Origin of the sequence: Sphingomonas aurantiaca, from assembly GCF_003050705.1 — a bacterium.
GTDB lineage: Bacteria > Pseudomonadota > Alphaproteobacteria > Sphingomonadales > Sphingomonadaceae > Sphingomonas > Sphingomonas aurantiaca.
In genome coordinates this window covers 733484-751101 of record NZ_QAOG01000002.1, presented here as the reverse complement: position 1 = coordinate 751101, position 17618 = coordinate 733484, and the positions used below count along the sequence as shown (strand labels likewise).

Here is a 17618-nt window from a genome sequence, read left to right as displayed (position 1 = left end):
GTCGCTGATCCTCTGTACAAAAACGCGGGTGTTCAGGCGGCCGTCCAGCCACCGTCCATCGACAGGTTCGCGCCGGTGATCGCCTTGGCCTCGTCGCGGCACAGGAACAGCGCGAACGCCGCGACCTGCTCGGGCGTGACGAACGCCTTGGTCGGTTGCGCCGCGAGCAGCACGTCGTTCATCACCTGATCGCGAGTGAGGCCGCGCGCCGCCATCGTGTCGGGGATCTGGTTCTCGACCAGCGGCGTCCAGACATAGCCGGGCGAGATGCAGTTGACGGTGATGCCGTCGGTCGCGGTCTCGAGCGCGATCGTCTTGGTCAGCCCGGCGATCGCGTGCTTGGCCATGACATAGGCGGACTTGTTCGGGCTCGCGACGAGCGAATGCGCGGACGCGGTCGAGATGATCCGTCCCCAGCCCGCCGCGCGCATGTGCGGCACCGCCGCGCGCATCATGTGCCACGCCGAGGACAGGTTGATCGCGATGATCGCGTCGAAGCGGTCGATCGGGAAGTCGGCAATCCCGGCGACATGCTGGATGCCGGCGTTGTTAACGACGATGTCGACGCTGCCGGTTTCCGACGCGGCGCGCGCGACCATCGCGGCGATCTGATCGGGCTTCGTCATGTCGGCCGGATCGTACAGCGCCGCCGCACCGCTGGTCCGCGCGAGCGCCGCGCGATCGGCCTCGATCGCCGCTGCATCGCCGAAGCCGTTGAGCACCACCGCGGCGCCCTCGGCCGCGAACGCCCTGGCATAGGCCAGTCCGATCCCCGAGGTGGATCCGGTGATGACCGCGGTCTTGCCCTTCAGGAACATGCGCACTCCCCCCATCGCTTTGGCGCAGCTGATCGTGCTGCCGTGCAACTCTAGCGCCACCTTGCGCATTTCGTTCCCAAGCAGAAACGAAAAGGGGCATTTTCATGCGGCTCGACGATTACGATCCGAATATCAACGTCGAGGACCAGCGCGGCTCGGGCGGCGGCGGCGGCTTTGGCGGAGGCGGCGGACTGTTGATGGGGCTGTTGCCGATGATCGGCAGCCGCTTCGGGTGCGGCGGCATCGTCGTCGTGTTGATCCTGATGGCGGTGTTCGGCGGCATGGGCGGGCTCGGCGGCCTGCTCGGTGGCGGCCAGTCCTCCGCTCCCACCACGCAGAGCGGTTCGCCCCGCGCGGGCACCGACACGACATCGAGCTGCAACCTGACGCCCGAGAGCAAGGCCGCGTGCAACGCGTTCAGCTCGGCCGACAACACCTGGGAGGCGATCTTCCAGAAGAACGGCCAGCGTTTCGAAGCACCCAAGCTCGTCTTCTTCGACGGCAACGGCCAATCGGGTTGCGGCGCGGCGCAGTCGGCGATGGGGCCGTTTTATTGCCCGACCGACCAGGGCATCTATCTCGACACGAGCTTCTTCAACGAGCTCTCGACCCGCTTCAAGGCTAATGGCGACTTCGCGCAGGACTATGTGATCGCGCACGAGTTCGGCCATCATATCCAGAAGCTGCTTGGTACCAACGCACAGGTCCAGCAGGCGCAGCGCCAGGCCAGCGAGACCGAGGGCAATGCGCTGTCGGTGAAGCTTGAACTCCAGGCGGATTGCTATGCGGGCGTCTGGGCGGCGGCGAACCGGTCGCGGCTCGAGGCAGGCGATATCGAGGAGGGCATGACCGCCGCGCAGGCGATCGGCGACGATACGCTGCAGAAGCAATCGCAGGGCCGCGTGGTGCCCGACAGCTTCACGCACGGCTCGTCGGCGCAACGCCAGTCGTGGTTGAAGCGCGGGCTGGACAGTGGCGACCCTGCGCAGTGCGACACGTTCTCGGGCGCGGTCTGATCTGAGCCGACGATCCTCCCTCGAGTGGGGAGGATCGCCGGCCCGATAGCGGCCTAGGCGACCGTCACGCCCTTCCAGAACGCATAGCGTCCCTCGATCTCCGCCGCGGCGGATTTCGGCGTGGGATAATACCAGACCGCATCGACGTTGCGCTTTCCGTCGACGACCAGCGTCTTGTAACTCGCGACGCCCTTCCACGGGCAGTTCGAGTGAGTCGCGCTATCCTCCAGCAGCGCCGCATCGATGCTGTCCGCGGGGAAATAATGATTGCCCTCGACGACGACCGTATCGTCCGACCGGGCGATCTCGTGGCCATTCCATGTAGCGACAGGCATTCCAATCTCCTTCAAGCGTGACCCAGCCCCGCTGCGTCATACCGCTCGGGCGTGAAGCCTACCAGCAGCGTCTCCCCCGCTTCGAGCACCGGGCGCTTGATCATCGACGGCTGCGCCAGCATCAGCGCGACCGCACGATCGGCGTCCAGATCGATGCGCTCGGACTCGGGCAGCTTGCGGAACGTCGTGCCGCTGCGGTTGAGCACCACCTCCCAGCCGGCAATGCCAACCCAACGCCGCAGCCGATCCTCGGCGACGCCCTCTTTCTTGTAGTCATGAAAGACGTACGCGACGCCGTGCGCGTCGAGCCAGGTCCGCGCCTTCTTCATCGTGTCGCAGTTCGGAATTCCGTATAGTTCGACCGTCACGCGTTCATCCTCCATGATCGCCGACGCTTAGACGGTCATCGGAGGGGTGGCGAGAGCGCGGCAGCGGCAGTCAGGGTGCGACCGAGCACGGCGTCGCCACCAGTACCGGGTTGCACCGCGCCATCGCACCACCGGGCAGCGTGACCGCGAAGCCGAACGCCTGCGGATCGGGTGCGCCCGGATAATAATCGGTGCTGACCGCCTGCGCGCCGCTGTCCGCCGCCGCCTTCGCCTTGGTCAGGTCGTGCGTGCGCGCTTCGACGGTGTTGGCATCGGTCCGCGTCCGGACGATCACGCCGGCCTTCACCCAGGCGCGGATCCTGGCGGCGTCGACCAGCGGATCCTGGACGATCTGGATCGCGCTTTCGGGCTCGCCATCGGGATACCAGCCGAACATCGCGCGCCCGCGCAGCGATGGATGCCCCGCACGATAGACATTCGAGACCGCGGGACGGACGTCGAACAGGACGTAGATCCGCCCCCGTGCGGCCTCCAGCGTCGGCCATCCGGACTCGTGGACTGCGGCGGACAGCGTTGCCGCCCTGCCCCGGACCTCGTCCGGAACGATCAGCCGCCGCCCCGGTATCGCCTGCCGGATCTCGCGGTCCAGCGAGTCGAGCAGCGCTCCATCGTCGAGCGGCAACGGCGCCGCGACCTGCGCCGAGGCCTGCGTATCGGCGGCGTTGATCGTGATCATGATCGGCAGGTGCCGCGGATGTGCGCGCGACCACGCATCGACCACGCCGAGGCACCGCCGCAGCGTGACGCAGGTCGAGATGTAATCGATGTCGGGGACGTGGAACACCTTGTACCCCGGTCGCAGCATCGCCGCCCGGTCGAACGCGGTCGTCTCGCCTGCCGCCTGCGCGAGCCGTTCGCCCTTCGGATCGGCATAGCGCCCGCCCTTGGGATCGGCGAAGACGTCGATCTCGATCTGCCGCACGCCGCGGTCGAGCTGCGCGTCCAGCGGCAGATGATAATAATCGAGCGCCGCCGCGGTCTTCGGATCGCGCCGCCTGAGCTCGGCCATCACCGCATCCGGGATCCTGGCCTTGAAGCTGTTGTGCGAACCGACGACCTGGACCTCGTTCATCCGGGCCGGCGCGCGATCGGGTTTGGCAGCCTGGGTCGCGCCGCCGATCGACAGCGCGGCGAGCAGCGCGAGACGTGCGATCCGCATCAGAATTCCGCCCGCACGCCGAACAACACGGTCCGGCCCCAATAGTTGATCTCGCCGAACCGCACGTCCTTGTCGTTATAGGTGTAGAGATGCGCGCCCGACAGGTTGATCGCCTCCAGGCTGACCGTCACCCGATCGCTCGCCTTGACCGAGATGTTGCCGTCGAGCGATCCGAACGGCGCGGTATAGACCGGCGCCTGCGTCGTGCTGCCGGTGCCCGACAGATACCGGTCGCGCCACACATAGGACAGCCGGGTCGAGATCGGCCCCTTCTCGTAGAAGCCGGTGATGTTGGCGCTGTTCTTCGACAGCCCGATCAGCTCGTCGCGGATCGGCCGCGCGCCCGCCGTGTAGCTCGCCTTGACCGAGGTGTGCGTATAGGACGCCTGCACACCGAGCCCGTCGAACGGTGCGGGCAGGAAGGTGAGCACCTGGTTATACGCCGCCTCGACGCCGTAGACCTTCGCGTCGCCGCCGTTCACCTGCGTCGACAGCAGCACCGTGCCGCGACCGGGGATGTCGATATTGACGTTCTGCTGCGTGATGTAATCGTCCATCGCCTTGTAGAACACCGCACCCGTCAGCGACCCCGCGCGGTTGAAATACCATTCGAGCGATCCGTCGAACTGCGTGGCGAGGAACGGCACCAGCTGCGGGTTGCCGCCGCTCGCGGTCGGCGCGTCGGTCGACACGGTGATCCGCGGTGCGCTGTCGGTGACGTTGGGGCGCGTGAGAACCCGGCTCGCAGCGAGGCGCCCGACCAGGTCGTGCGTCAGCTCGGCGCGCAGGTTGAAGCTCGGCAGCCAGTTGTTGAACGTCTTGGGAAAACTGGCCGGCGTCGCGACGTTGCCCGTCGTCAACGTCCCGCTCGCGACCTGATCGGTATGGACGTAGCGGACGCCGATATTGCCCGTGACCGGCACCGCGCCGACGTCGAAGCCGTAATCGGCGCGGGCATAGGCGCCCCAGATCTTCTCCTTCACGACGAACGACGAGCGCAGATCGCCCGCGGTCAGCGGCGATCCCTGGACCGCCGGCGTGAAGAACGCGTCGAGATAGGCCTGCGTCACGGGGACGAGGAACTGGCGTATCGTGTTGCCCGCCACGCCTTTCAGGAAATCGTCGTACGGCAGCTGTTCGTAGGCGCCCGACCCCAGCGACGACAGCGGCGTGTTGGCGGCCGGGGTGACGTTGAAGTCGCGGCGGAAATAGTCGCGCTTGCGCCAGTGATATTCGCCCCCCGCCGCCAGCTTGGTGACGAACCCGTCGAAATCATGCGACAGGTCGGCGCGCGTGTAGAAGTCCCAGTCCTTGCTGTCCTTCGGCGCGATGTTGAACTGGTATAGCTGGTAATTGGCGGGATTGGTCGCGTCGACCGGCGTCGTGAAGGTCGGGATCGTCTTGTACCCGGCCGATCCGTCATAGGTGAGCGGCGCGAAGAACATCGCGCGGCTGCGTACCGTGCCCTCGTTGTAGTTCGGGTGATAGCTGTGCGCGCTCGACCAGTTCACCGCGCCCGACGCATGCCAGGCATCCGAATCCCAGGTCTGCCGCAGCCCGATGTTGAGCAGGTCGTGGCGGTTGAGGCTGTATTCGCGCGACGCCATGAAACGCACGTCGTTGATCGTCGCGGCGACCACCGTATCGCCGTCGAGCTTGACGCTGCCGGGGACGATCACCGGGCGATGCCCCGCGACGCTCGCATCGTCGGGATAGATATCGAGCCCGAACTCGTCATAGGCGACGTCGAGCCGGGTCGCGAGAATGTCGAGCGTCGTCTCGAACTCGGCGTTCGGCTTCCACTGCGCCGACACCATGCCCGAGATGCGCTTGCGATCCTCCGTCTCGATCGTCGGCCGCGTGCGAGTCGGCGTGTAGAGACCGGCGGCGAGCCCGCCCGAGGCGGGAGCGGTGAACTTGTTGAGGTTCCACCCGAAGTTCAGGAAACGATCGTTGCGGACCGCCTTCTGCCAATATTGCGCGCCCGCCAGGATGCCGAACGTGCCGCTGGCGTTGGTCGCGCTGGTGATGACCGTCGCGTTCGGCTTCACCTTGTCGGTCTGGCTCGTATAGGTGCCGCGCAGGTTGAGCGTCGTCTTGTTGCCGACGTCGAGCGGGTGGAACGTCTTGACGTCGATATTGCCGCCCAGCGCGCCCTCGGTCATGTTGGCGGTCGGCGTCTTGACGACGTCGATGCTCGAGGTGAACTCGGCGGGCAGCATCTCGAACCGGAACTGGCGGCCGTTCGCGCCGCCATTCTCGATCAGGTCGTTCAGCGCGACCGTGCTGCCGTTGAGCAACGTGCTCTGGAACTGCGGCCCCAGCCCGCGCACGCTGACATACAGCCCCTCGCCGCGCGGTCGCGTGATCGTCACGCCCGGGATCATCTGCAGCGCCTCGGCGACGTTCTGCGTCGGGAACTTTCCGATGTCGGTCGAGCTGATCGAGTCGACGCCGTACGCCGCGAGACGCTTGGTCTCGGTCGCGGCGCGCAGGCTGCGGGCGTAGCTGCCCGTGACGACGATCTCGCCAGTCTCGTCGGTCGTCGCGGTCGTGCCGGGAGCGGGAGCGGACGTCGCTGGGGTCGTCGTGGGGCGATCCTGCGCTTGCGCGGCGATGCCGCCGGATGTCAGAACAAGCGAAACCGAGGCCAGCAACAGACCTTTACCCATATGCATCGATGATATTCCCCGGTGGCAACGCCGCCACTCCCGGCGCCACTAGGTCTCATCCGCGTCATTTGGACGAACGTTCCAAGACAGTCGCGTTACGTAGCGTAATATTGTGATCCAGCCGGTCCGCCGCGGGAGATCAAGTCGCCGCGGGCGCGACGTCCCAATAGGTCGCGTAGCGGTCATGCGCGATGCGGTGATACGGGATCAGCCGCACCGGCTGGCCACTGGCAGAGGGGATGGTGAACTCGAGCGGCCGGTCGCCCGCGCGGATCGCGCCGGCCAGCGTCTCCGGATCGCCCGCCAGCTTGGGCGCCGCGAACGGCTCCGCATTATACTCGCCATATTTGCGTTCGTTGACGATGATGTCCGAACCGGGCGCCAGCCCGCCCCGCCCGAACGCGCCCGCCAGCACTAGCGGCCCCACCGTGAACGCGACGATATTGGGCGCCCCCGGCAAGCGCTCGGCGACCGGATGCATGTCCAGGCGGAGTTCCACCACATCGTCGTTCCGCCAGACGCGCGCAATATCGAGGTAACGGCCGGGCGCGGTCGACCGCAGCACCTCGACCCTGTTGACCAGCACGATCGCCGCACGGCTCCAGCCGGGATGCCGCAGCTTGAGCACGACGTCGGTCGGTCGCTTCACCGTCCAGCGCAGCCGCGTCACGGGCTCATCGGGGAACGTCGTCGTCTGCGTCAGCACCATTTCGCGGTCCCTCCACCGGACGGCCGAGGGCACGAACGCGTTGACGTACAGCGCGCGATCGTCGTGGAAATAGAGCGAATCGCGATATTTGACGTGGTTCTCCATCCCCGTGCCGGTGCAGCACCAGAATGCCGTTTCGGGGGTGTGATACAGCTTCATATAGCCGGGCCGCGCGCCCTGGAAATAGGTCGCCATGCCCGTATCCGGATCCTGCGACGCGAGAATGCCGTTATACAGCGTCCGCTCGTAATAATCGGCATAATGCGCCTGCGGATCGTGCAGGAACAGCGCGCGCGTGAGCTTCAGCATGTTGTGCTGGCAGCAGGTCTCGGATCCCTTTGCCGAGAAGACGTGGCTGGCAAAATCCGCGACCGGAAAGAAATGCTCGTTGTCGCCATGCCCGCCGGTCGCGAACGACCGGGTCAGCGCCACCGTCCTCCAGAAGAACGCAGCGGCGTCGCGATAGTCGGGCTTCCCCGTGATCTCCCACACGCGCTGGAAGCCGATGACCTTGGGCACCTGCGTATTGGCGTGCAGCCCGTCGAGATGATCGCGGCTCCGCGCCAGCGGCGCGAGGATCGCCTTGTGCGAAAACCGCTCCGCCATGACGGCGTAGTCGGCGCTGCCGGTCATCGCGTACAGGTCCGCGAACACCTCGTTCATGCCGCCATGCTCGGTATCGAGCATCGTCTCGAACTGCGCCGCGTCGAGCGGCCGGCTCGCGACCACCGCCCAGTCGGCAAGCCGCAGCAGGACGGCGCGCGCAGTGTCGCTGTCCGCGAGCAGCGTGGCATCGCGAAGCCCCGCAAAGACCTTGTGCAGCGTGTACCAGGGAACCCCGGTGATCGGCGCGCCGCGCAGATGCGCCGCCACCACGGCGGCGCCGTCGGGAAACGCGCAGACCAGCCCGCTACCCGACGCCGCCTGGCACGCGGCGAGCTCGCGCGCGATATGCTCGATCCTCGCCTTGAACCGCCGGTCCCCCGTCGAGCGATAGGCGAGCGCACAGGCGGACAGATAATGGCCGAGCGTATGCCCCTGGCAGTTGATGTCCGCCCAGACCGGATCCGACTCCCAGCCGCCATAGACGCTGGCCTTGGGCGGCAACCCGGCATTCACGCGAAAATTGTGCAGCATCCGGTCGGGTTCGAGCGAGAGCAGATAGGCTGACGTCTTGCGCTCCGCCTGCAGGAACGGCCCCTCGCCCAGCGTCACGTCGGCCAGGTCGAAGGGCTTGAGCGCCGCGACCGGGATCCGCGGGGCAGCGTCGGGCGCTGCGGCATAGGTTCCCGCAGACCCGGCCAGCATGCCCGTGAGCAACGCCGCCTTGCCAACGCCGGTCAGGACATGACGACGCGAGGGGCCGCACTGGCAAGGGTCGGTCATCGCGGCATCCTCTTCGACGTCTTATATTTGTCGGAGTAGAGCATGCTCGGCGCCGTCAGGCAACCGTGTCGGCGGCCCTCATTCGCGCGGCGTCGATCGAAGCGCGTCGCCATTGCCGATAGCCGAGCACCGCCAGCACGATCATCGCCGCATACAGCCCCGCGGTGAGCGCCAGCCCTTTGACGAGGAACATCCCGAAATACAGCGCATCGACACAGATCCACAGCAGCCAGCTCTCGGCATGGCGGCGCGCGGTCCAATATTGCGCAACCAGGCTGAAGCTGCTGAGCCCCGCGTCCATCCAGGGGAGCGCAGCATCGGTATAGTGGCTGGTGAACCACCCGATGGTCACCGCCCCCGCCGCGCCCGCCGCCAGTCCCAGCAGCGCCCGCATCGGCCGCAGCGGCGCGACGACGACCTCGCCCGCATCGTCCTTGCCGCGCGCCCAGGCGATCCACCCATAGAGAATGGCGATCCCGAACAGCGCCTGCAGCACCATGTCGGCGTAGAGCCGGACGTCGAGGAACAGCTTGAAGTACAGCGCGCAGGCGACGAGGCTGACCGGCCAGCACAGCATCCGCCGCGATGCCGTCAGCCAGATTCCGGCGAAACTGACGACGACGGCGACGATCTCGAACGGCGTCATGCGCGCTCGATCCCGCGCAGGAAGCGCCGCCCGGGGGGTGCGAAGAACCAGTCGGCATGCGCGATCAGATAGCCATCCCACGCCATCGCGGCCGAGGCCGGATCGGCGACGACGGCGGTGAAATAGTCGACCTCCGACAGCGCGAATTCGAGATGGACGAGCGGCAGCAGCCGGACGATCGCGTCGACATCGGCCCGCCCCAGCGGCACGATCGTCGCATAGCCGTCGAGCAGCGCCAGCGCCGAGGCGGGATCGGCGATCGTGTCGTCGTTGCCCTGCCCCAGGTCGAGCCAGCGGATCGCCGTCCGCTCGATCGCGGTGGCGATGTCGTGGACCGCGGTCGTGCGATCCGCGAGCCCGAAGTCGATCGCGGTCCGCACCGTCCCGTCCTCGCGCCAGAGCAGATTGGACGGATGCCAGTCATTGTGAGTCCACAAAGGCGGCTGCTGCGCCATCAGCGCCGGCAGGTCCGCGCCCGCCTGATCGAACAGCCGCGCACACTGCGCCTGCCACGGCCGGCCGGCGAGAAACGCGCGTACCGCCGGTCGCGCGGCGACATAGGCGCTCATCGCCGCGATCGGGTCCGCGGCCGGAACGATGCCGAAGCTTGCGACCAGCGGCTGCTGGCGACGCGCCGGCGCATCGAAACCGCGTGCCGCGCCATGCAATTCCGCAAGCGCCACCCCGGCGGCGTGCGCGTGATCGCGCGACAGGAACGGTGTCCATGACAGCCGGTCGCGGTACAGGTCCGCGCCCGGCGACTGGCGATGCAGTTCGTACGACCAGTCGCCAACCTTCACGGCGCTAGCCCCGTCGGCCGCGCGCAGGACGTCGGGCACCGACAGCCCCGATGCGGCGAGATGCGCGACGAACGCATGCTCCTCGCCCAGCCCCTCGCGCGTGCGGACGTGATGATGGTGACGCTTGAGCAGGAAAGGCCCGCGCGTCGTCTGGACCAGCGTAGCGGCGGAAAACGGCCGCGGCGAATGCCAGTGCAGCCCGGTCACCGCCCCCGCCGCCGGAAAGCGCGCGAGCACCGCAGCGGCTTCGTCCGGCGTGATCGCCGGCCAGGTGGGCGCCTCCCACTCGGTGCCCATGCCGTGGACACGGTGGTCTTCAGGCTCAGGGACGCGCGCGGGGTTCGCTACCATCTCAGAACGCCCGCGAGATCGTCGCCATCACCGCCGCGCCGCTGCCGACATAATAAGCGGGCGCGGCGCCGGCGATGACGGTGCCGTTGCGCCCGATCGTGTCCTGCGCGTTGGTGCTGACCGACTGGACGCCGGCGAGGACGTGCGGGTCGGTGACGTTGATCGCGTTGACTCGCAGGTCGGTGCGCTTGCCGTCGAGCCAGTCCGCCAGGTGCATGCCGACCGACAGATCAAGCGTCGCATAGCCCTTGATCCGCTCGTCGTTCATGAAGCTCGCATATTGCGCGCCGATATATTTCGACGCGACGCTGCCGAAGAACCGGCCGTCGTCATAGGTACCGCCCGCGCCGAACTGGACGGTCGGGCTGGACACCGCGCGGCGGCCGCTGGTCGGCAGGAAATCCGTACCGACGGGCAGGTCGTCGTCGATCCGCGCGTGCAGATATTCGCCCGACAAATAGAGGCTGACGCCTGCCACCGGGCGGTAGTCGATCTCCGCATCCACCCCGTACGAGGTCTGTCCGCCGGCGTTGATCGTCGTGTTGACCTGCGCCCCGCCATTATCGATCACCGTCGCCAGCTGTCGGTTGCGGAACTTGTAATGGAAGCCGGTCACCGAGGCGGAGAGCTGCTCGCCGATGAAGCGATAGCCGATCTCCTGCGAGACCGAATATTCGTTCTTGAGGTCGTTGGTCCCCTGCACGACGACCGCGCCGCCATAATAGCTGTTGTAGAGCGTGAACTCGTTGGGCGTGCGGAAGTTGGTGGTAATGTTGGCGAACAGCTGCTGGCGATCGTCGAGCCGGTAGTGGATCGCCGCGCGGGGCAGCGCGGCGAAGCTGTCCTTGCGCACCGCGTCCTGCGGTCCGGGCAGATAGGTCCGGCCGTTGCGCAGCACGTTCACGCCCTTGAACCCCGCCTCGATCGTCAGCCGCGGCGTCAGCGCGATGCTGTCGGCGACGAAGACGCTCTTGGTCACCGTGACGGTACGCTGGTTCTCATAGGCGAGCAGGCGGCCGTCGGCGGTGCGGATCGCCTTTGCGCGATACCCCCAACGGTCGGTCGGCTGCCCCTCGGCATCGATCGACGTGTAGGACTGCGTGACGCGGTCGGTGCCGTAATCGAACCATAGGCCGGCGGTGAGCGTGTGCGCGCCGGTCTTTAGCGTGAGCTTGGCGACGGTGCCCGCGCGCATCTGATCGCCAGTATAGTTGCCGAGCACGGTCGCCACGCCATCGACCGCGCCGGGCAGCGCGATCGGCTGGGCCAGTTCCTCGGTGCCTAGGAAATTCCCCTCCGTCGCCAGCTGCGTCCCATAAGGCGCATTGCCATAGCCGAACTGGAGATAGCTGGTGGTGTCGAGCGCGAGCCGGTCGCTCAGCGCGAGATGCACGGGGGCGGACGCGTAGAGGTTGCGGAACGGTGCGCGGTACAGCCGCCAGTAGTTGGTGTTCCCCGCGGTGTAGCGCGCATCATAGTTGAACCCGCGCCCCTGCGCGGTCCACTCGGCGAGCGTCGGGCTGGGATAGCTCGACGTGTTCGCATCGTTATACGACAGCGCGAGGCTGGCACGGTTGCCCGCGCCCCATTCGTTCAGGATCTTGGCGTCGATGTGCTGGCGCGTGTCGAAGCCCGGCCCCCGCCAGTTATCCGCGCGGGTGTTCGAATAGGACAGGAAGGCCTTCAGCCCGGTTTGCCCGATCGTACCGCTGTCGACGCGCACGAAGCCGCGCCGCGCCGCATAGCTGCCGAGCGACAGGTCGACGAGCGCACCGGGGCGCGCCTTCGGATCGTCGAGCGCGAGCGACAACAGACCGCCCGCGCCACCCAGCGTCGGCGAATCGATGTCGACCGAGCCTTGCGCGATCGAGATGCGTTTCAAATTCTCGGGGTCGGCGAACTGCGACGGATAGGCGTAATAATAGCCGATGTCGTTCTGTGGCGCGCCTTCCATCAGCACGCCGATCTCGTCCTGGCCGAGACCGCGCAGCGTCAGGCTGGAGCTGGTCGACAGGCCGTAAGGATCGCTCGACGCGACATTCGCGCCGGGCAGCAACGTGACGAGCTGGAACGCATTGAGCGTCGGCGCCTGCTTTGCGATGAAGTCGGCAGAGATCGCACTCTGCGCGCGCGGCACTTTCTGGTCGGGCAGAAACCCGGCCGGATCCTGCTTGCCGACCACCCGGATTTCGGTGGGTTCGACCGGATCGGGCGCAACCTGCGCCGCGGCCGAGGAGGCGACGAACGCCGCCGACAGCGTCAACGCGACGCGTCCCAACCGCCTGCGGTTGCAAGAGGCCGACATCACGACGGAAAACCGATACTGAAAAACGTCACGTCCACTCCAATCGGAGGGACGACGGGCCAGCCGCAGACCCTCCCTACGCCGGTATCAGCCGGATCAGGTTCAGCGGGTCATGGGCTGCAGCCCACCTCTCAGCCGCGCATCAGCGGCCCCCCGGGGATGCGCGGCGCTTAAGTGGTTGGAGGAACGATGGGAAGCGCTATCGCGACGACGGTGTCACGCCAGTGACACCCGCGGTGCCTAGGGGGCGATCGGCGACTGCCGCACTCTATCGAACCGAGACCCGTATAATGCCCGCTCCCCATCCCGTCTCGGCTGCGTTCCGTGCTGCCCTCGGCCTGTCGCTGTCGATTCTCCCTGCCGTGACGCAAGCGCGCCCAGCGTCGCACGACCTGCGGCTCGAGCGGGTCGTGATGCTGATGCGGCACGGCGTGCGCGCGCCGCTGGCGGGCGAAGTGCCCGACGCCACGCGGACCGCGCAACCCTGGCCGACCTGGCCGGTCCCCGAAGGACAGGTGACCCCGCACGGCGCCGCCGCGATGCGGTTGCTCGGGCGGCATGACCGTCGCTGGCTTGCCCCGCTCGGGCTCGCCCGCTGCCCGGTGCCGGGCTCGATCCGGATATGGACCAACACCGCCAGCCGGACGATCGCGAGCGGAGAGGCCTATGTGCAGGGGTTCGCCCCGGGCTGTCGCGTCGCGGTCGGCCACCGCCCCGTCGGCCAGACCGACCCGATCTTCGAGCCGCTCTCTGCGCGCGCGACCGCATTCGTGCCCCGCGAGGCGATCGCCTCGATCGATCGCCATACCGGCGGGATGGACGCGCTCGTCGCCCGCCATCGCCCGGCACTCGCGCGGATCGACACCGTGCTGGGTTGCGATGCTGGCCCATGCAGCCCGGTCGTGCCGGCGACCGTCCGCGCGTCGGCCGATGGGCACGGCATCGATCTGTCGGGCCCGATCCGCGCCGCGTCGGGGACCGCGCAGGTCCTGCTGCTCGAAGAGGCCGAGGGCATGCCCCGCCGCCAGGTCGGATGGGGCCGCGCCGATCCCGCGACGATCGCGCAGGTCGGTGCGGTGCACGCCGCATTGTTCGATGTGTTCACGCGCTCGCCCTACATGGCGGCGCACCAAGCCTCGGTCCTCGGCCAGCGGATCATCGACACGCTCACCGCGCCCAACACCCCCCGGCTGGACGTGATGGTCGGCCACGATACCAATGTAACGGCGCTGGCCGCCGCGCTGCATGTCGATCTCGAGGCACCGGGCTTTGCCCGCAACGACGTCGCACCCGGCGGCGCGCTGGTGGTCGAGCGACTGCGCGACACGCGATCGGGCGAGCGGTTCATCCACCTCTATTACCGGGTGCAACCGCTGGCGGCGATCCGCGCGCTGAAGGCCGACGTCGTCGTGACGCCGCTCTCCATCCCTGGCTGTGCGTCGCCCTGCCGGCTCGACCGCTTCGTCACGCTGCTGCGGTCGAGGATCGCCGTACCGCGCCTATAGGATGGCGTGATCATGGCGATCCACTGACACGACTTAAGGAGAAACTCGCTCAGCCGCGAGTGCGGGCGCGCGCCTTCTCCGCCTTGGCCTGCTTGGCATAATGGTGATGCGCGACGGCACAGCCGACAGCGGCGCCCATCACCGCATGCCCCTTGCCGACGAAATGGCCGCCAACACCGCCCGCCGCCGCGCCGCGGATACAGCCCTTGGCCAGCACGGGAGACGCGCTCATGGCCAGCAACGGAAGAGCAACGAGTGTAATATACCGCATGCCTAAGTCCTTCATCGACAAGATAAGGACCTAGAAAACACGGTCAACTTGCTCACGTTCCGTGAGATTTCGTTCATGTTCTCCGGCATCGCGTCCAGCCGATCCGGGAGGCAAAGCCTCGGCCCGCCCGGAACGCCCATGCGTCCGAGCAGGCCGGGTTCAACCGATCACACCGCGCCGTGGCACTGCTTGTACTTGCGGCCCGATCCGCACGGGCATGGCGCGTTGCGGCTGACCACGCCTTCCCAGTTCGCCGGATCCTCGCCGATATCGGCCTCCTGCGGCTGCGGGATCTGGAGCGGCGGCATCGTCGACGTGATGTGGCCGCGCGTGCCCGCATCGAAGTCGTTCGAATTGTCCTCGCCCGTGAACGGGTCGAAATGCGTCGTGATGAAGTCGGGCAGTTCGGGAAGACCGACCGGCGCCTGCATCTGGAACTGCGCATGCGCGATCGTCTTGGTCACGTCCTCGCGGATCGTCTCGAGCATCCGCTGGAACAGCGAGAACGCCTCCTGCTTATACTCGTTGATCGGCGTCTTCTGCGCGTAGGCACGCAGATGGACGACCTGGCGCAGCGCGTCGAGCGTCGCCAGATGCTCCTTCCAGTGATGGTCGAGATTCTGCAGCAGGATCGACTTCTCGACCGATGTCCACGTCTCCGCATCCAGATCCGCGGCCTTGGTCGCGATCGCCTCGTCCGCCATCGCGCGGACCCGCTCCTCGATCACCTCGGGGTCGACCGATTCCTCGAGCAGCCACGCATCGATCGGCGGCTCGAGGTTCATCACCTCGGCAAGCCGCGTCTTCATCCCCGCCACGTCCCACTGCTCGGGATAGGAGTTGGGCGGGCACGCGTCGCCGATGATCACGTTGACCGTTTCCGCGCGCATGTCGGTGACCACGTCGCCGACCGTCTCGGCGTCCATGATGTCCGCGCGCTGCTCGTAGATGACCTTGCGCTGCTCGTTCATCACGTCATCATATTCGACGACCTGCTTGCGGATGTCGTAGTTGCGCGCCTCGACCTTCTTCTGCGCGGTCTCGATCGCCTTGCTCAGCCACTTGCTGCCGATCGCCTCGCCGTCCTCGATATTGTTGCGCATCATCTTGGCGAACAGCGTGTCCGGCCCGAAGATCCGCAGCAGATCGTCGTCGAGGCTGAGATAGAAGCGCGACAGCCCCGGATCGCCCTGACGCCCCGAGCGCCCGCGCAGCTGGTTGTCGATGCGCCGGCTCTCGTGCCGCTCGGTGCCGAGCACGAACAGGCCGCCCGCGGCGAGCACCGCCTGCTTCTCGGCCTCGATCTCGACCTCGATCCGCGCTGCCTCGGCGGCATATTCGGGCGTGCCCTCGACGAGGTCGGGATGCTCGTCGAGCATGCGGAATTCGAGGTTGCCGCCGAGTTTGATGTCGGTGCCGCGGCCCGCCATGTTGGTCGCGATCGTCACCGCGGACTTGCGCCCGGCCTGCGCGACGATGTGCGCCTCCATCTCGTGGAAGCGCGCGTTCAGCACCTTGTGCTCGACCTGTTCGCCAACCAGGAACTCGCTCAGCAGCTCGGACTTCTCGATCGACACCGTGCCGACCAGCACCGGCTGGCCGAGATCGGCGTGATGCTTGATCTTCTTGGCGATCGCCGCGAACTTGTCCTTGGTGTCCTTGTAGAACTCGTCTTCCTCGTCAACGCGCTTGACCGTGACGTTGGTCGGGATGCTGACGACGTTGATCTTGTAGATGTCGTAGAATTCGGCCGCCTCGGTCGCGGCCGTGCCGGTCATGCCGCCGATCTTGGGGTACATGCGGAAATAGTTCTGGAAGGTGATCGAGGCCATCGTCTGGTTCTCGGGCTCGATCTGGACGCCCTCCTTCGCCTCGACCGCCTGGTGCAGGCCGTCCGACCAGCGCCGGCCGTCCATCATGCGGCCGGTGAACTCGTCGATGATGATGACCTTGCCGTCCTTGACGATGTAGTCGATGTCCGACTTGAACATCACGATCGCGCGCAGCGCCTGGTTGAGGTGATGGACGACCTGCGTGTTCTCGAAGTCGTACAGGTTCTGCCCCTCGAGCAGCCCCGCCGCCTCGAGCATCCGCTCGACCTTCTCGGTGCCGTCCTCGGTGAGGATGATCGTCTTCTGCTTCTCGTCCTTGTCGTAATCGGCGGGATCGAGCTGCTTCACGACCGCGTCGACCTGCATGTACAGCTCGGACTTGTCGTCGGTCGGCCCCGAGATGATCAGCGGCGTGCGCGCCTCGTCGATCAGCACCGAATCGACCTCGTCGACCACCGCGAAGTTGAACGGGCGCTGCGTCATCGCGCTGCGCTCATACTTCATGTTGTCGCGGAGATAGTCGAACCCAAACTCGTTGTTCGTCCCGTAGGTAATGTCCGCGGCGTAGGCGGCGCGGCGTTCCTCGTCGGACAGGTTCGGGATGATCACGCCGATTGTCATGCCGAGGAAGGTATAGACCTGCCCCATCCACTCGGCATCGCGTGCCGCGAGGTAATCGTTGACGGTGACGACGTGGACGCCGTCGCCGGGCAGCGCGTTGAGATAGGTCGCGAGCGTGGCGACGAGCGTCTTGCCCTCGCCGGTGCGCATCTCGGCGATCTCGCCGCGGTGGAGGACGATGCCGCCGACCATCTGCACGTCGTAATGGCGCTGGCCGAGCACGCGCTTGGCGGCTTCACGGACGGTCGCGAACGCCTCCGGGAGAAGGTCGTCGAGCTTCTCGCCCTCGGCGAGACGCGCGCGGAACTTGACGGTCTGGCCCGAGAGTTCGTCGTCCGACATCGCCTGAAGCGACGGCTCGAACGAGGCGATCTTGGCGAGGATCGGGTTGAGCGACTTGACGTACCGGTCGTTGGACGAACCGAACAGCGATTTGGCGAGGCCACCGAACATGGGCAGAATTCCTGGATATGAGACGCGGCGGCACGCTTTGCGCCCGCACGCGGAAGAATAGGGAGCGGCCCGCAGGCCAAGGGATCACACGCCCGACGCTATTCGCGCCGACGGTCCGCCCAGATCGGGGTGTTGCCGAGGTCGATGGCGCGCAAGGACGCCGACACGGCAATTTCCGCCAGCGAGGCGAGCGCCGCAACCGGCCGCACCGCGACCTTCGCCACCGCGACCACGGCCGCCTGCGCGCAGATGCTGCCCTGCGCCACCGCCTGCGCCGACTGCCCACGCACGCCCGGTACCGCGCCGGTGAGCGCGGACAAGAGGGCGGAAAGGAGAAGCAGCAGGTTCAT

Annotated in this window: 14 protein-coding genes and 1 riboswitch; of the genes, 2 read left to right on the top strand and 12 right to left on the bottom strand. The window is 67.0% G+C overall.

What is annotated here, in order from left to right; all coding sequences use genetic code 11:
* Nucleotides 1-32: 32 nt before the first annotated feature.
* Nucleotides 33-818: a 3-hydroxybutyrate dehydrogenase gene (locus tag C8J26_RS08895; RefSeq protein ID WP_107957546.1), complete on the bottom strand. Its 786-nt coding sequence runs from the start codon at nucleotides 816-818 to the stop codon at nucleotides 33-35.
* 104 nt (nucleotides 819-922) lie between these two features.
* Here C8J26_RS08895 and ypfJ point away from each other — a divergent pair, with 104 nt between their 5' ends.
* Entirely contained in the window at nucleotides 923-1834 is a 912-nt protein-coding gene (ypfJ, locus tag C8J26_RS08890; protein ID WP_107957545.1) for a KPN_02809 family neutral zinc metallopeptidase, read from the top strand.
* Between the two features lie 53 nt (nucleotides 1835-1887).
* On the opposite strand, the gene C8J26_RS08885 is transcribed toward ypfJ, so the two are convergent.
* From C8J26_RS08885 to C8J26_RS08850, 8 genes are all read right to left on the bottom strand, one after another.
* Nucleotides 1888-2169 (bottom strand): DUF427 domain-containing protein, encoded by a 282-nt coding sequence (locus C8J26_RS08885; protein ID WP_056418405.1) that lies wholly within the window; start codon nucleotides 2167-2169, stop codon nucleotides 1888-1890.
* Nucleotides 2170-2180: 11 nt separating this feature from the next.
* A complete protein-coding gene (locus C8J26_RS08880; protein ID WP_107957642.1) occupies nucleotides 2181-2537 on the bottom strand; it encodes an ArsC family reductase in 357 nt (118 codons plus the stop codon).
* Nucleotides 2538-2607: 70 nt separating this feature from the next.
* Nucleotides 2608-3717, bottom strand: a complete 1110-nt coding sequence (locus tag C8J26_RS08875) for a Ca2+-dependent phosphoinositide-specific phospholipase C (protein WP_107957544.1) — start codon at nucleotides 3715-3717, stop codon at nucleotides 2608-2610.
* The gene (locus tag C8J26_RS08870; protein ID WP_208631349.1) at nucleotides 3717-6395 is read right to left on the bottom strand and encodes a TonB-dependent receptor; all 2679 of its coding nucleotides are present in this window, start codon (nucleotides 6393-6395) and stop codon (nucleotides 3717-3719) included. The genes C8J26_RS08875 and C8J26_RS08870 overlap by 1 nt, the downstream gene beginning before the upstream one ends.
* A gap of 133 nt (nucleotides 6396-6528) precedes the next feature.
* Nucleotides 6529-8484 (bottom strand): beta-L-arabinofuranosidase domain-containing protein, encoded by a 1956-nt coding sequence (locus C8J26_RS08865; RefSeq protein ID WP_107957543.1) that lies wholly within the window; start codon nucleotides 8482-8484, stop codon nucleotides 6529-6531.
* 55 nt (nucleotides 8485-8539) lie between these two features.
* Nucleotides 8540-9130 (bottom strand): nicotinamide riboside transporter PnuC, encoded by a 591-nt coding sequence (pnuC, locus tag C8J26_RS08860; protein WP_107957542.1) that lies wholly within the window; start codon nucleotides 9128-9130, stop codon nucleotides 8540-8542.
* Nucleotides 9127-10281, bottom strand: coding sequence for a phosphotransferase enzyme family protein (locus C8J26_RS08855; protein WP_244185222.1), 1155 nt, complete (start codon nucleotides 10279-10281; stop codon nucleotides 9127-9129). The genes pnuC and C8J26_RS08855 overlap by 4 nt, the downstream gene beginning before the upstream one ends.
* A 1-nt stretch (nucleotide 10282) precedes the next feature.
* On the bottom strand, nucleotides 10283-12586 hold the full coding sequence (locus C8J26_RS08850; RefSeq protein ID WP_107957541.1) for a TonB-dependent receptor: 2304 nt from the start codon (nucleotides 12584-12586) through the stop codon (nucleotides 10283-10285).
* Nucleotides 12587-12642: 56 nt separating this feature from the next.
* Nucleotides 12643-12752, bottom strand: a riboswitch (TPP riboswitch).
* Nucleotides 12753-12876: 124 nt separating this feature from the next.
* On the opposite strand from C8J26_RS08850, the gene C8J26_RS08845 reads away from it, so the two are divergent.
* Entirely contained in the window at nucleotides 12877-14091 is a 1215-nt protein-coding gene (locus tag C8J26_RS08845; RefSeq protein WP_107957540.1) for a histidine-type phosphatase, read from the top strand.
* 49 nt (nucleotides 14092-14140) lie between these two features.
* Here C8J26_RS08845 and C8J26_RS08840 read toward each other — a convergent pair whose 3' ends face one another.
* The 3 genes from C8J26_RS08840 to C8J26_RS08830 form a co-directional block, all read right to left on the bottom strand.
* Complete coding sequence (locus C8J26_RS08840; RefSeq protein ID WP_107957539.1) at nucleotides 14141-14362, bottom strand: hypothetical protein; 222 nt, start codon at nucleotides 14360-14362, stop codon at nucleotides 14141-14143.
* Between the two features lie 167 nt (nucleotides 14363-14529).
* Entirely contained in the window at nucleotides 14530-17268 is a 2739-nt protein-coding gene (gene secA / locus C8J26_RS08835; RefSeq protein ID WP_107957538.1) for a preprotein translocase subunit SecA, read from the bottom strand.
* Between the two features lie 98 nt (nucleotides 17269-17366).
* Nucleotides 17367-17618: a hypothetical protein gene (locus C8J26_RS08830; RefSeq protein ID WP_107957537.1), complete on the bottom strand. Its 252-nt coding sequence runs from the start codon at nucleotides 17616-17618 to the stop codon at nucleotides 17367-17369.